At 46.6% G+C, this 14,298-nt stretch carries 15 protein-coding genes; all 15 read right to left on the bottom strand.

Features of this window, described 5'->3' with window-relative positions; translation table 11 throughout:
- Positions 1-218 precede the first annotated feature (218 nt).
- The gene (locus MKX36_RS00375) at positions 219-1,556 is read right to left on the bottom strand and encodes a TrkH family potassium uptake protein (protein ID WP_017427044.1); all 1,338 of its coding nucleotides are present in this window, start codon (positions 1,554-1,556) and stop codon (positions 219-221) included.
- 87 nt (positions 1,557-1,643) lie between these two features.
- Positions 1,644-3,170, bottom strand: a complete 1,527-nt coding sequence (lysS, locus tag MKX36_RS00370) for a lysine--tRNA ligase (protein ID WP_016818894.1) — start codon at positions 3,168-3,170, stop codon at positions 1,644-1,646.
- A 112-nt stretch (positions 3,171-3,282) separates the two neighbouring features.
- The gene (gene greA, locus MKX36_RS00365; RefSeq protein WP_340864021.1) at positions 3,283-3,759 is read right to left on the bottom strand and encodes a transcription elongation factor GreA; all 477 of its coding nucleotides are present in this window, start codon (positions 3,757-3,759) and stop codon (positions 3,283-3,285) included.
- A 214-nt stretch (positions 3,760-3,973) separates the two neighbouring features.
- Complete coding sequence (dusB, locus tag MKX36_RS00360) at positions 3,974-5,002, bottom strand: tRNA dihydrouridine synthase DusB (RefSeq protein ID WP_019685747.1); 1,029 nt, start codon at positions 5,000-5,002, stop codon at positions 3,974-3,976.
- A 46-nt stretch (positions 5,003-5,048) separates the two neighbouring features.
- Positions 5,049-5,249 (bottom strand): helix-turn-helix domain-containing protein, encoded by a 201-nt coding sequence (locus MKX36_RS00355; RefSeq protein ID WP_051517938.1) that lies wholly within the window; start codon positions 5,247-5,249, stop codon positions 5,049-5,051.
- Positions 5,201-5,749 carry a 2-amino-4-hydroxy-6-hydroxymethyldihydropteridine diphosphokinase gene (gene folK, locus MKX36_RS00350; RefSeq protein ID WP_031462559.1) on the bottom strand — a complete coding sequence of 183 codons (549 nt, stop codon included), beginning with the start codon at positions 5,747-5,749 and terminating at the stop codon, positions 5,201-5,203. The genes MKX36_RS00355 and folK overlap by 49 nt, the downstream gene beginning before the upstream one ends.
- 9 nt (positions 5,750-5,758) lie before the next feature.
- Positions 5,759-6,121 (bottom strand): dihydroneopterin aldolase, encoded by a 363-nt coding sequence (gene folB / locus MKX36_RS00345; RefSeq protein WP_340864019.1) that lies wholly within the window; start codon positions 6,119-6,121, stop codon positions 5,759-5,761.
- A 71-nt stretch (positions 6,122-6,192) separates the two neighbouring features.
- Positions 6,193-7,059 carry a dihydropteroate synthase gene (folP, locus tag MKX36_RS00340; RefSeq protein WP_025363656.1) on the bottom strand — a complete coding sequence of 289 codons (867 nt, stop codon included), beginning with the start codon at positions 7,057-7,059 and terminating at the stop codon, positions 6,193-6,195.
- Entirely contained in the window at positions 7,056-7,943 is an 888-nt protein-coding gene (gene pabC, locus MKX36_RS00335) for an aminodeoxychorismate lyase (RefSeq protein WP_113050366.1), read from the bottom strand. Before pabC ends, folP begins: the two co-directional genes overlap by 4 nt.
- Positions 7,944-7,946: 3 nt before the next feature.
- On the bottom strand, positions 7,947-8,522 hold the full coding sequence (pabA, locus tag MKX36_RS00330; protein ID WP_102997558.1) for an aminodeoxychorismate/anthranilate synthase component II: 576 nt from the start codon (positions 8,520-8,522) through the stop codon (positions 7,947-7,949).
- A 5-nt stretch (positions 8,523-8,527) separates the two neighbouring features.
- On the bottom strand, positions 8,528-10,150 hold the full coding sequence (locus MKX36_RS00325) for an anthranilate synthase component I family protein (protein WP_340864018.1): 1,623 nt from the start codon (positions 10,148-10,150) through the stop codon (positions 8,528-8,530).
- A 128-nt stretch (positions 10,151-10,278) separates the two neighbouring features.
- Complete coding sequence (gene cysK / locus MKX36_RS00320) at positions 10,279-11,217, bottom strand: cysteine synthase A (RefSeq protein ID WP_016818901.1); 939 nt, start codon at positions 11,215-11,217, stop codon at positions 10,279-10,281.
- A 240-nt stretch (positions 11,218-11,457) separates the two neighbouring features.
- Positions 11,458-12,408 carry a peptidyl-prolyl cis-trans isomerase gene (locus MKX36_RS00315; protein ID WP_017427050.1) on the bottom strand — a complete coding sequence of 317 codons (951 nt, stop codon included), beginning with the start codon at positions 12,406-12,408 and terminating at the stop codon, positions 11,458-11,460.
- Between the two features lie 20 nt (positions 12,409-12,428).
- The gene (gene hslO, locus MKX36_RS00310; RefSeq protein ID WP_016818903.1) at positions 12,429-13,313 is read right to left on the bottom strand and encodes an Hsp33 family molecular chaperone HslO; all 885 of its coding nucleotides are present in this window, start codon (positions 13,311-13,313) and stop codon (positions 12,429-12,431) included.
- A 217-nt stretch (positions 13,314-13,530) separates the two neighbouring features.
- On the bottom strand, positions 13,531-14,298 hold the full coding sequence (locus tag MKX36_RS00305; RefSeq protein WP_013308148.1) for a type III pantothenate kinase: 768 nt from the start codon (positions 14,296-14,298) through the stop codon (positions 13,531-13,533).

Raw genomic sequence — 14,298 nt, 5'->3', positions numbered from 1 at the left:
AATATTATACATAATATTCCTAGTATTTTGTCTATAATTACATAAAAGGAAACAAATAGCCGTTTTTTTACAATAAAATTGCGGCTATTTAGTCCATTTCCTCTTATTCTCAAATTGGGCATTTTTCATAATATGCTGCAAATAAAGGATTATGTTATGTGCAATAAAAAAAGATGCTCCCCTGTCATCAGCACGGGTGCATCTTTTATATAGATAAGCTATCCAATTACAATATGTCCTTCAGGACGACGGTACAACGTCTTGGTCGAACGTGGGCGAATGGCATAAGCGATCGTAAGAGGACCGATTCGACCAATAAACATCGTCACACAAATAATCAGCTTGCCTGCGTCAGACAATCCTGGCGTCACTCCTACAGACAGCCCTACCGTTCCGATGGCAGAAGCCGCCTCAAATGCAAGAGAGAGAAATGGGGCATCCTCGGTCATTAAGAGCAGTATAACCACAATCGAGAATATAAATAGCGCCATTACAATAATGGTCAACGCCCGCATCATGATATCCTGAGGAACCCTATGACGGAAAAACACAATCTCCTTCTGTCCTCGCATGACGGCGATTAACGCACCTACCATAAGCAGAAACGTAGTTGTTTTAATTCCTCCTCCAGTAGAGCCTGGAGAAGCACCGATAATCATCAGCAGCATAATAAAAAATTGACTCGCCTGCCTTAACCCGCTGATGTCGACCGTGCTTGTTCCCGATGATCTCGTGGAGACGGATTGGAAGACAGCGGCATATACTTTGCCTTCCCAGTTCAGTCCGCCCAAGGTTCGTGCATTGGTAAACTCAAAAATAAATATAACCAGCGCACCAATGACAATGAGTGCTCCCGACACGCTTAGCACCATTTTAGAGTGTAAAGTCAGTCTCCGGGTACGACGAAAATCGAACAAGTCGCTTAGTACAAGGAAACCCAATCCTCCCGAAATCACAAGCACAGATGCAATCATATTGAAAACAAAATCTCCAGCGTATTGTTGAAAGCTGGTCCCAAACAGATCGAATCCCCCGTTATTAAAGAGGGATACGGAATGAAAAATCCCATAATATATCGCCTGTCCGACCGGCATCTCTCGCATCCACCGCAAAGCTAAGACGACAGCCGCAATTGCTTCAATGGTAAAAGAAAAGATCAGCACCTTGCGAATAATGCGCACGATCCCTTCCATGCTATCGGCGTTAATCGCTTCCTTAAGCAGCAGCCGATCCTTCAACGATAGCCGTCGTCCCATCAACAGCGCAAACAAGGTCGCTAAGGTCATAAACCCTAGCCCACCTAGCTGCATCAGCACCAAAATGACGGTTTCTCCAAATACCGTATAGGTCGAATCGACGTCAACGACGACCAATCCTGTGACACAAGCAGCAGAGACGGACGTAAAAAGCGAATCAATCCAATGCGGAGCATGTCCACCATGATTGGCAATAGGAAGCATCAGCAGCAAAGTACCCAATGCAATAATCAATACATATCCGATGACCAATATAAAAGGAGGCGATGCGAACCGACTAAGCTTGACGCTGCGTTTCATCAGAACTATTCCTCTCCATCCGTTCTTATGAAAAAGAGGAACAAGACACGGGAACCCCGGCTGATCCTCTATATTCATAATGTGATGTTATTCTACTGTACGGTTACGCATATGCGGGAAAAGCAGCACATCGCGAATGGAAGGCGCATCTGTCAGCAACATAACCAAACGATCGATGCCGATGCCCAGCCCGCCTGTTGGCGGCATACCATATTCCAAGGCGCGGATAAAGTCATCATCCATTTGATGAGCTTCATCATTGCCATGCTCACGTTCCAGCAATTGCGATTCAAAACGTTGGCGCTGGTCAATTGGATCATTCAGCTCAGTGAACGCATTCGCATGCTCACGAGCGACCATGAACAGCTCGAAGCGATCCGTAAAACGCGGGTCCTGTTCATTTTTCTTCGCCAATGGCGAGATTTCAACCGGATGTCCAGTAATAAAGGTCGGCTGAATAAGCGTTTCCTCTACAAAATGCTCAAAGAATGCATTCAGGATATGTCCAAATGTCATGTGCGGTTCAACCGGAACCTTATGCTCTTTCGCAAGGCGATGAGCTTCTTCATTACTCATTTGTACACTAAAGTCCACACCTGTTACTTCTTTAACAGCATCGACCATGGAAACTCTGCGCCATTGCGGCGTCAGATCGACTTCCTGACCTTGATACTGAATGTGCTGTGTGCCCAGTACTTCCTGCGCAATATGTGCAATCATGTTTTCCGTCAATTGCATGATATCTTTATAATCAGCATATGCCTCATACAGCTCAATCAACGTAAACTCAGGGTTATGACGAGTCGATACACCTTCGTTACGGTATACACGTCCGATCTCATATACTTTCTCCATTCCGCCAACAATTAGTCGCTTCAAATGAAGTTCAATAGCAATACGCATATAAAGCTGCGTGTCCAATGCATTATGGTGCGTAATAAATGGCTTCGCCGCCGCCCCGCCAGCAATGGCATGCAACGTTGGAGTTTCAACTTCCAAATAACCGAGCGAATCCAGATAACGACGCATGGATTGAATAATACGGGACCGCATAATGAACGTTTTTTGTACTTCTGGGTTCATAATCAGATCTACGTAACGCTGACGATAACGCAATTCAACATCCTTCAAACCATGATATTTCTCCGGCAATGGATACAAGGATTTGGACAAGACTTCAATATCCAATACTTTGATCGTCGTTTCGCCTGTCTTGGTTTTAAAGAGCACGCCCTTAACACCAACAATATCGCCGAGATCCAAAATACCAAATGCTTTATAATTTGCTTCAGGTACAGTGTCTTGACGAACATAAATTTGAATACGTCCGCTAAGATCCTGTATATGAGCAAAGCTGGCTTTCCCCATCACTCGTTTAGCCATAATGCGGCCTGCTATGCTAACTTCAATATTTTTTTCTTCCAATTCTTCCTTGGTCAAGCTGTCATACTTGCTCAGTAGTACGCCCGCTTCATCCGTGCGTATGTATTTGCGTCCAAAAGGATCAATGCCCAATGAGCGAAGCTCGTCCAATTTGGCACGACGAATTTGCAATAATTCACTTAATTCCTCGCGATTTTCCTGTAATTCCTGGTTAGTAGTTTCATCCGACATGGTGCTAAATCAGCTCCTTCAATATGAATAGACGGGCCGGGGTCCGTCTCGGGTGTAGAGAAAAAAAGCTTCCACAAGGAAGCTTTTACATTAAATTCCAAAGTCCGTGTTTTTATTTCTTGATATCCACGATTTTATATTGAATAACACCTGCTGGAACGGTTACATCTACAACAGTTCCTTTTTTCTTACCGAGAATAGCCTTGCCAACCGGGCTTTCATTGGAGATCTTGTTTTGGAGCGGGTCGGATTCGGCAGAACCTACGATAGCATACTCTGTAATATCCCCGAATTCCAAGTCTTCAACGGTTACAGTTGCCCCTACTCCCACAACATCGGTTTCAATTTCATCGCTATTGATAATACGGGCATTACGTAGCATCTTCTCTAAAGTAATTACACGGCCTTCAATAAAGGCCTGCTCATTCTTCGCATCCTCGTATTCGGAGTTTTCACTAATATCTCCGTATCCGATGGCTACCTTAATCCGTTCAGCCACTTCGCGGCGTTTGACAGACTTTAAGTTCTCAAGCTCATCTTCGAGCTTTCTAAGGCCTTCCTGTGTCAGAATGACTTCTTTATCGCTCATCTCAACCGATTCTCCTGTCATGGGAAAAGTTTAAAAGTGCATCGGAATGCACGCTTTCAAAACATAATATGCCACTCTGAGGGAATGAGAACATTTCCTGCTGTTGTCTTGAGAGCTGCATACAATTTGTAGTATACATCAAGATTTTATACTGAACGATTATAGGGCAAGCAATTGGAAAAGTCAATCGCATGCACAAGCCCGAACTGCTTCCTTATTGCGCAACAGTAACAGGAGAAGCAGCACTTGTAGAAGACCCTTCGTTTTCCACCATGTGCAATTGAGATACAAATTGATTCAAAATACGTACCATATCGTCGCGCTTTGTTTCTTCCATAATTACATCCTTAATACGTGCAGAACCTTTAATCCCCTTGAGGTACCAAGCCAGATGCTTGCGCATTTCACGAACAGCTACTGCTTCGCCTTTCAGCGCCACCAGACGGTCCATATGCAGAATGGCAATACGGATTTTTTCTTCCGGTGATGGATCGGGCAACAGCTTACCCGTCTGCAAATACTCAATCGTACGGTACAGCATCCATGGATTCCCCAGAGCGCCGCGTCCAATCATAACGCCATCACAATTGGTCAAATCCAACATTCGGCGGGCATCTTCCGGAGTTAACACATCACCATTTCCAATGACAGGAATGGATACTGCTTCTTTAACTTCTTTTATAATATCCCAATTCGCATGCCCCGTATACAATTGCTCACGTGTACGGCCATGTACGCTGACGGCCTGACCTCCGGCACGTTCAACAGCACGAGCGTTCTCTACTGCGTAAATATGCTCGCTATCCCAACCGATACGCATTTTCACGGTAACCGGCTTGCTCACCGATTCCACTACTGCGGATACCATCTCATAAATCTTGTTTGGATCGAGCAGCCAACGAGCACCTGCATCACATTTGGTCACTTTGGGAACCGGGCAGCCCATATTGATGTCAATAATATCTGCATTCGTCTCCTGGTCTACGACTTTCGCTGCTTCCACCAAAGATTTGCGGTCGCCCCCGAAAATTTGCAAGCTAAGCGGCTTCTCGCGCTCATCTACAAACAGCATCTCGCGTGTACGCTTGTTGCCGTGAATGATGGCCTTATCACTAACCATTTCTGCACATACCAAGCCTGTACCGAATTCCTTGGCGATCAAGCGAAAAGCAGGGTTGCACACGCCTGCCATTGGTGCCAGGACGACTTGGTTTTTCATTTCAATGTCGCCGATTTTCAGCATATCCGTTCCCTCCTTTACTCCTTCTTTATATATCGTATACTTATCTTCATTCCGTCAATTCCCGGACTTCAATCTCTAGCGTTTGGGCAATGATGTTCAGCATGTCTGAGTCTACTGTACGATTACCTCGCTCCACAGCACCTAATACAGTCAAAGATATGCCCGTTCGGTCTGCCAACTCCTGCTGGGTAAATCCTTTTAGCTTCCGAAAGGCGCGGAGTCGTTGCGCCAGCTGCAAGTTTTCCAAAGCTGTATGCCGTCCTTTCCATCCACAGAATTCAATGCAGTATGCACGATACTGTACAGACCGGACGAATCTTGGTTCGGAACAATGTCAGCCAAGGGAACCAGCACAAAAGCACGCTCCAACATACGAGGGTGAGGAAGCTCCAAATCCGTCGTAGCCAGTTGTTCCGCTTCCATCCACAACAAGTCCAGATCAATGGTTCGTGGACCGTTAGGAATATGTCTTACCCTTCCCAGACGACTCTCCACGTCCAGCATATAAAACAAAAGCTCCTCTGGAGCAAGTGTTGTCGATACGGCTACCGTCATATTCAAAAAAGAAGGCTGATCCAGATATCCAACAGGCTCTGTTTCATACAGACTGGAGCAGCGCAACACTCGTATCGCCGGATGTTCGTCCAGTTCGGTAATGGCTTCATACAGGGTATGCTCACGCTCCCCCAAATTAGCCCCTAAAGCAATATAAGCCTCTGATGCCTCAGAGGTCGAATGTGCATTCATGTATCGTTCCTACTTTCTTGCGCGATAAAGCTCAACCGTCACACCCTGAAAATGAATATCAAACGGCGGATGCGGCTTCGTCACTTTGACAGTCAGTGCATTGACACTAGTATAAGTGTCCAGTAGGGAAGATGCAATACGTTCGCCTAAAGCTTCAATCAATTGGTAAGATTCCTTTTCTACGATATCTTTCACGGTATAATGCACCTCAGCATAATTAACCGTTTTGTCCAAAGCGTCCTGCTCCCCTGCTTCACGCAGATCAAGCTCCAGTTCCAAGTCAATATAGTAACGCTGTCCCAGCTTACGTTCCTCGGAAAAAACGCCGTGATATCCGTAATACTCCATGCGATGCAATTTCATTTTATCCATCTTAGGTAAGTCCCCCTGTTTTTTTGATTTTATCTATATAAGTTCCACATAAAGGATTCGTGAAGCGGGCTTTACCCACCATAACTCAGTGGATTTTTAGACCCGTACACCATCGCATCACACATACGTACAGTGCGCTTGATTTGTGCCACATCGTGTACACGCACAATCTGACACCCTTGGGCAATCCCAAAGGCCACGGTAGCCGCAGTTCCCTCCACTACATCATCCACTGGCAAATCCAGTGCTGTACGGATAAATTTTTTGCGCGACGTAGCCAACAACAGCGGAAATCCCAGCTGACTTAATGTATCAAGAGAAGTCATGGCATGAATATTTTCATCATAGTCTTTGGCAAAACCGATGCCTGGGTCTAAAATGATCTGCTCCTTACGGACCCCTGCTTTCAGTGCTAATTGGATACTTTCTTGTAAATCGGACAGCATATCAGAAACCAAATCGGTATAGTTACGGTCGTGACGATTATGCATCAGAATGACCGGACAATCGAATTTCGAGGCTACACGTGCCATATCGGGATCTGCCTTAAACCCCCACACATCATTAATGATGTGTGCGCCTGCTTCAAGCGCCTGTCTGGCTACTTCGGCTTTGTAAGTATCTACAGATAATGGGATGTGCGGTGCAATACGATGGATTGCCTGGACGACCGGAATGACCCGAGCCAGCTCCTCTTCCACACCTACTGGTTCATGACCCGGACGGGTAGATTCCCCACCAATATCAATGATATTCGCTCCATCCTCCACTAGCTTCAATGCATGTAAAACAGCAATCTCTGGATTATAATGTAATCCTCCATCCGAAAATGAATCCGGGGTCACATTAAGTATGCCCATAATCTGGGTGGAATGTCCGAGTGTAAGCTCGGCATCCCCCATTTGATAGCTGCGTTCATAAAGAGTTGGTATATTCACTTCATCCCTGCTTTCTGCCTATAATCATGCAACAGCAAAGCTGTTATGGACTCGGTCTGCGCCAAGGGCACCGATAAATGACTTGCTACGCCTCCCGGCTCCAACAATAAATCCACGGGTCGTATTTCTTGTATAGAGTTGGTCATAAAAATTTCATCAGCCTGTTTCAGCTCATCCCAGTGGTATAATCCTTGCTCACATGGAATGCCCCGCAGGTCCGCCAACTCCAAAATGAACTCACGTGTAATGCCTGGCAGAATTCCTGTAGACAAGTCAGGGGTATACAGCGTATTATTCCGCACAAAAAACAGATTGCTAACTATTCCCTCTGCCAGAAAACCGTTGGCCGTAAGCATTATTCCTTCAGCCTTATAATGGACAGCCTCGGCATACTGCTGAAGTTCCCGCTTCGCAAGAATATTATTCATATAATGGAGCGATTTTAATCGAACCTCACCCTCCGGAGTGTTTCTGGAGGTTCGTAGCAACTGAAGCGCAGAGGATTGCCCGGTTTGTGTATTTGTAGAGGGCAGCGGCTTGGCGAACAAAATATGGTTGGGCCGCGTGTAGTCACCAGATGGCAAGCCCAGTGCCTCTTCACCCGCCGATACGGTGTAGCGGATATAGGCTTCATCCAGCCCATTTGCCACCATCAGATGCTGGATGTGTTTCGTAAGCTGCTCCTTATCCGCTTGAAAAGGAATGCCGAGCATTCGGCAGCCTTCCTCCAGTCGACGTAGATGCCGATCCAGCAGGAAGGGAACCCCGTTATAGGTGCGGAATGTCTCAAACAAGCCCATTCCGTATAAAAAGCCGTGATCACTTACGTGAATCACGGCTTTTGCGGCTTCCGTGAGGACGCCATTGACTCCGATATATCTCATAAATCAGACGCCTACCTTGCGTTTTAGGAAATTGCGCAACAGTTGATGCCCGTAGTCCGTAATAATGGATTCGGGATGGAACTGGACTCCTTCTACGGCAAATTCTTTATGCCGCAAACCCATAATTTCACCCTCTGCGGTTTCAGCAGTAATCTCTAGACATTCAGGCAGGCTCTCGCGCTCTACCAGCAATGAATGATATCGGGTAGCTGTAAACGGAGAGGGCAAGCCTTCAAATACCGAGGTATTGTGATGGAGAATCGGTGATGTTTTGCCATGCATGAGCCGATCAGCCCGGATAACCTTACCGCCAAAAGCCTGTCCGATGGCCTGGTGACCGAGACACACGCCAAAAATCGGAATCTGGCCTTTAAAATGGCTGATTACATCCAGCGATATTCCCGCTTCATTCGGCGTGCATGGACCCGGCGAGATCAAAATGTGATCTGGTGCCAGCTCTTCTATGCCTTTCACATCAATCTCATCATTCCGTTTTACGGTTACTTCTTCGCCAAGTTCACCCAGATATTGAACAAGATTGTACGTAAATGAATCATAATTATCAATCACCAAAATCATTAGACTCACCCTCCTGTGATACCGCTCCTGCTCAAAGCGGCTTCTTCTTCCCCACATTGTACCGCCTTCATGACAGCTCTGGCCTTGTTCCGACACTCCCGATATTCCCTGTACGGGTCTGAATCAATGACAATACCCGCACCTGCCTGTAAATAAGCAGTGTTCCCCTTTACAGCTAGTGTTCTTATTATAATATTTAATTCCATATTACCATTATAGTCAATCCATCCAAGGGACCCCGTATAAGGACCCCGACGGACGGGCTCTAATTCTTCAATAATTTCCATCGTACGCACCTTAGGAGCTCCGGTAATGGTTCCACCCGGGAAGGTAGCAGCAATTACGTCTATAGCTGTACGACCCGTGGCTAACTTCCCCTCAACCTGAGAAACCAGATGCATAACGTGCGAATAATATTCGACAGTCAGCAATTCAGGAACATGCACCGATCCGTATTCAGCAATCCGGCCGATATCGTTACGCTCCAGATCGACGAGCATAATATGCTCGGCTCGTTCTTTTTCACTTGATAGAAGCTCTGCGGCCATAGCGGCATCTTCATCCGGTGTTAGTCCCCTTCTTCTCGTACCTGCAATAGGTCGAGCACTCACACGTCCATCTTCCAGCTTCACCAGCAATTCCGGTGAGCCACTGACGATCCGCAAATCTGGCATGCGCAGCATCCCCATATAAGGGGAAGGATTCAGCAGACGAAGCCATTCATATATATTCTCAGGAAGGGCTGCAAGCGTACGTTGCTGACGAATCGACAAGTTCACCTGAAATACATCTCCTTGAGCAATGTATTCCTGCACACGTTTCACAGCATGTTCAAAATCTTGTTGACTGAATGCCGTTTTCCAGCCTTCAGATTCCTGATGAACAGCCTCTAATCCTTTTTCGGACAACCGAGCACAACGAAGAGGGTAAGCTGGATCAGTCTCTCCCGCATGTATAATGTTCTTCCACTGAGTCAACATGCGTTCTGTACGTTGGACCGCCTCCGCATAATGCTTGCCAAGTATCGATGCGGTCTCATTCAACATAACCTCATTTGCCAAATCAGTCTGACTACTGAATTCACCGAAGCGGACAGGGTTAGGCATATGAACAGCACAGTATAAGCATGATGTTTCATGATCATAAATCCATAGCTCATTCACCCGCATCCACACATAATCAGGTATATCGGTATCGTCTGCAGCTTGAGTTGGCAAACGCTCTAACGAGCGAGCTACATCGTAGCCCAGGTAGCCTGCAAATCCCCCAGAGAAAAAAGGCATGCCAGGTACACGTGGCGCACGGTAAGGGGCGATCCAATCGTTCATGACTGTCAAAGGTTGTCCATGTATAGCACCATGCTCCCCGCTTTGCAAATCAGTCCAAACTGCTTGTTCCCCCTTGCCTTCCAATATAGCAACCGGATTCAAGGCCAGATACGTATATCTTCCACCTTTAGCGCTCTCCAGCAAGAAGGCATATGGCGACGAATCCTCCCAAGCCCTCCGCCACGATGGAGGCAATCCGCCTCCGGGCAATGGGTACTCAGCAATATAGGGAAGTATACTCCAGCCCTCCTTCTGCCAGGCTTGCCACTGCGCCTCCGTCACTCTAGCTGTCCATTTCATCTGTGTGCGCTACCCCTTCCATTACTTTGCCAAAAGTCTGCATTCTTCTCCTTACAAAGAAACCCTCATCCCCCGGTTACAGGGAAATGAGGGTTTCCTTACGTATAGTATACACAATTACGACATAATTACAGCTCGAAATTGTATAGTGGTGTACTCAGGTAACGTTCGCCATTACTTGGAATAATGACAACAATCCGCTTACCCTTGCCCAATTGCTTAGCAAGCTTCAAGGCCGCGTGAACAGCCGCGCCAGAAGAAATACCGGACAAAATGCCCTCTTCCTTGGCCACTCTACGCGCTACCTCGAAAGCTTCATCGTTTTCTACATGAAAAATTTCGTCATAGATATCGCGATTTAGAATTTCAGGAATAAAGTTGGCACCCAGCCCTTGAATTTTGTGAGGTCCTGGCTTGCCGCCTGCTAGCAATGGGGAAGAAGCGGGCTCTACAGCCACGATTTTAATATCAGGGAATTCTTTTTTAAGCACTTCTCCAGCACCGGAAATAGTTCCACCAGTCCCTATACCTGCTATAAAAGCGTCCAGAGTGCCGCCAATGGAACGAATCGCTTCTACGATCTCAGGACCCGTCGTTTCACGGTGAATTTTGATATTAGCTTTGTTCTTGAACTGCTCGGCAGCGAAATAATCCGGGTTTTCGCTCAATAGCTCTTCCATTTTCTTAACAGATCCGTTCATACCCTCTGAGCCAGGTGTTAACACAAGCTCGGCTCCATAAGCACGCAGCAAATTACGACGCTCTATACTCATCGTTTCTGGCATAACAATTACTGCTTTATACCCCTTCGCAGCAGCAACCATAGCCAAGCCGATTCCTGTGTTACCGCTAGTTGCTTCAATAATAGTACCGCCCGGCTTAAGCAGACCTTCACGCTCAGCTTCTTCCACCATACTAATCGCAATACGATCTTTTACACTGGAGCCTGGGTTCTGATATTCCAGTTTCAAATAAATTTCGGCGCTATCTTCCGGTACGATCCGGTTGAGGCGAACGAGGGGAGTCTCCCCGATAAGGTCGGTGATGTTATTAACAACTTTAGCCATGATAATTCCTCCCTGACTGTAGATGATATATTAAAAATTGCGAAAACATATTGTAGATGATTCTAGGTAAATCATTCTTCGTGTTATGCCGTTCATTTAATTTCCGATAAAAATAGTTGGTTTTATACGCTAATCATAACAATCTTCAATTCCATTGTCAATACGAGTAAATAAGCTACAATGCTGTTCGCCCGCGTTATCCGCACCGTGCTTCCTTCAAATCTAGATTCTTTTACGACGCTATAGAGAAGCGGAAGGTACCTCTTTCCCAGATAAAATACGAGCTCCATATTTATCACGCAGACTCTTCTCGACCTCATCCAAAGGAGCGGCTTGTGCAAGCGCAAGCGACCGGCGAATTTGCTGACGAATCTGCCGCTTATCCGAAGAACTCTTTAGCCTGACATCCTGTACATAAATGACCGCATAGCCATCGTTAATGGAGATGGGACCTGCAACGTCCCCGGAGCTTAGTTCTCTTGCCGCCTTCATGATCGCCTCCGGTTGATATGGGTCATATTCATCCACCCATCCTAGCTGTCCGCTATGATCCTCGCCGAGAAGATTACCTGAGCCTGAATGTTCCCGAAGCAGCGTGTCGAAGCTTTCTCCTTGCTTAACCCGATCCAGCAACACCTCTGCTTCCTCTGCTTTGGCCACATAAAGAGCTGCCAGTTTGATCTGCTTACCAACGGCAAATTCCTCAGGGTGCTGTTCCCAATACTCGTCAATCTCCGTTTCCTCAACCTGAATACCTTGCGTGGCTATTTTCTCCAAGCCAATTCGGTACTCCGCTTCATTCCGCAAGTCAACCGGATCTAGGCCAAATTGTCGCTGCATTTCCTCAAAGTAGGCGTGTTCTGAGTCGTACCCTTTGCTATCCTGCTCCAGCACCTGCTGTAAATCCTCTTGGGTGATCTTGATACCGAGACGCTTGGTTTCAGCCTGCACGGCTTTACGATTCAACATTTGCAACAGCGTATTCGTTCCATATCGCTTTTTCAGTTCCGCTACCCACTGTTCCTCCGATATGCCTTCCTGACCCATCTCCGCCACAGTATGATCGCCGTCATCCTTGCTTACATCACCCGGCTTTAACAGCCCCCGAAGCATGATAAGACCACCCAAGGCGGCGACGCTAACGGTCAGAATAATGACAGCTGTCCATAATCCCTTTTCCCGTGTAGTCATCGCTTACACCGCCTATCCGGTTAGGCCTTGGCTTGATCTAACAGATTTTGCAATTCATCCTTATTAAACTGATAAGCCTCGTTACAAAAGTGACACACGACCTCAGCCTGTCCTTCTTCCTCAATCAATTGCTTCAATTCACTTTCTCCCAGACTGATCAATGTTTTCTCTACGCGCTCGCGTGAGCACTCACATTGAAAATGGATATCCATTTCATCAAGGATTCGAACGTCCGGCAGCATCCAACGCAGCATTTCGTCAAGCTCTAGCCCTTGATCCAACAGAGCGGTAACGGGTGGAATGGAGCCGACTGCATTTTCGATAGCAGTAATCTCATCATCATTCAAACCTGGAAGCAATTGAATAATAAACCCGCCGGCCACTATAACGGAGTTATCCGTATCTACCAGCACACCCAAACCCACCGCTGACGGAGTCTGTTCGGATTTGGCAAAATAATAGGTAAAGTCTTCACCAAGTTCACCTGAAATAATCGGGATACTACCGCGATACGGCTCTTTTAATCCCAAATCCTTGATGATATGAATAAATCCCTCTGTACCTACTGCACCCGCTACATCCAGTTTGCCCATACTATTGCTTGGCAAATGCACATGGGGCTCAGTAACATACCCTCGCACTTCCCCTACAGCATTGGCATCCACGACGATTTGACCAATCGGCCCATCACCTTTGACTTGAATGGTCAGTCTTTCTTTGCCTTTGAGCATGGAACCCATAATTGCACCTGCTGTGAGAGTTCGTCCCAAAGCAGCAGTTGCCGTAGGATAAGTATCATGTCTTCTCCGCAATTCTTCTACCAATTGAGTTGTCCGAACCGCAAAGGCTCTAACCCTTCCATCCATGGCTGTACCGCGAATAAGTCGATCCTGCTTATTTTCCATATTGATATCCTCCCCTATTATCCAAGGCAGCCATGCTGCTTATTTTCGTTAGTATTTCCTCATCCTTGAAACATCATTTCCCACTATATAAACAACCTGCCTTAACAGATCACCGAATTGTTCAAAAACGTAACATATTTCAGTATAGACGAAAAACGCCGCTAATCCAAACCGATAAGATCATCGGCTTGACTCAGCGGCAGCTTATATCCACTTTTTATTCGGCGTTACGTTGGTAAATGATGCGTAATCCTTCGAGCGTCAACATCGGCAACACTTTCTGAATGCTCTCTGTCTCTGATGCGATTAGCTCTGCAAGACCTCCGGTAGCAATAACTGTAGGTTCTGCCTGCATTTCTTCCTTAATGCGCCTCACAATGCCATCCACTTGTCCAGCGTAACCGAAAATAATCCCGGCTTGCATGGCATGGACCGTATTCCGACCAATAACCTTTTTGGGTTTCTCCAACTCGATACGAGGGAGCTTGGAAGCCCGTTGATACAGTGCCTCTGTCGAAATGCCGATACCCGGCACAATGACTCCACCCAGATAGTTTCCCTTATCGTCAATACAATCAAACGTCGTCGCCGTTCCAAAATCCACCACAACGAGAGGCCCGCCGAACCGTTCTACAGCCGCAACAGCGTTCACGATCCGATCCGCACCTACTTCACGCGGATTCTCGTAACGCAGGTTAAGACCGGTCTTGATTCCCGGTCCGACGATTAACGGCGTTTTGCCTATATATTTATCGCACATTTCCTCTAATACACGGACCAACGGCGGAACGACAGAGGAAATAATAACTCCCTGAATGTCATCCTTTAATACGCCGCCCATACTAAAAAGATTATGTATGAGTACGCCGTATTCATCCGCGGTTGCCTGTCTGGAGGTGCTGATCCGGTAGTGGTGCAACAGCTCGCGCCCTTCATACATCCCCAGAACAATATTGGTATTACCTACATCCACTACAAGAATCAA

Origin of the sequence: Paenibacillus sp. FSL W8-0439 (assembly GCF_038008995.1) — a bacterium.
In the GTDB taxonomy this organism is placed as follows: domain Bacteria; phylum Bacillota; class Bacilli; order Paenibacillales; family Paenibacillaceae; genus Paenibacillus; species Paenibacillus polymyxa.
The sequence above is the reverse complement of the archived record's forward strand: the minus strand, read 5'-3'. Positions and strand labels throughout refer to the sequence as shown.

Excerpts from the sequence above, each read along its gene's own strand:
- MKX36_RS00315 (WP_017427050.1), bottom strand. The coding sequence starts at position 12,408 with ATGACTACACGGGAAAAGGGATTATGGACAGCTGTCATTATTCTGACC.
- MKX36_RS00375 (WP_017427044.1), bottom strand. The coding sequence starts at position 1,556 with ATGAAACGCAGCGTCAAGCTTAGTCGGTTCGCATCGCCTCCTTTTATA.
- folB (WP_340864019.1), bottom strand. The coding sequence starts at position 6,121 with ATGGATAAAATGAAATTGCATCGCATGGAGTATTACGGATATCACGGC.
- dusB (WP_019685747.1), bottom strand. The coding sequence starts at position 5,002 with ATGCTGAAAATCGGCGACATTGAAATGAAAAACCAAGTCGTCCTGGCA.
- folK (WP_031462559.1), bottom strand. The coding sequence starts at position 5,749 with ATGAATGCACATTCGACCTCTGAGGCATCAGAGGCTTATATTGCTTTA.
- lysS (WP_016818894.1), bottom strand. The coding sequence starts at position 3,170 with ATGTCGGATGAAACTACTAACCAGGAATTACAGGAAAATCGCGAGGAA.
- pabC (WP_113050366.1), bottom strand. The coding sequence starts at position 7,943 with ATGAGATATATCGGAGTCAATGGCGTCCTCACGGAAGCCGCAAAAGCC.
- pabA (WP_102997558.1), bottom strand. The coding sequence starts at position 8,522 with ATGATTTTGGTGATTGATAATTATGATTCATTTACGTACAATCTTGTT.
- greA (WP_340864021.1), bottom strand. The coding sequence starts at position 3,759 with ATGAGCGATAAAGAAGTCATTCTGACACAGGAAGGCCTTAGAAAGCTC.
- hslO (WP_016818903.1), bottom strand. The coding sequence starts at position 13,313 with ATGGAAAATAAGCAGGATCGACTTATTCGCGGTACAGCCATGGATGGA.
- cysK (WP_016818901.1), bottom strand. The coding sequence starts at position 11,217 with ATGGCTAAAGTTGTTAATAACATCACCGACCTTATCGGGGAGACTCCC.
- MKX36_RS00325 (WP_340864018.1), bottom strand. The coding sequence starts at position 10,150 with ATGAAATGGACAGCTAGAGTGACGGAGGCGCAGTGGCAAGCCTGGCAG.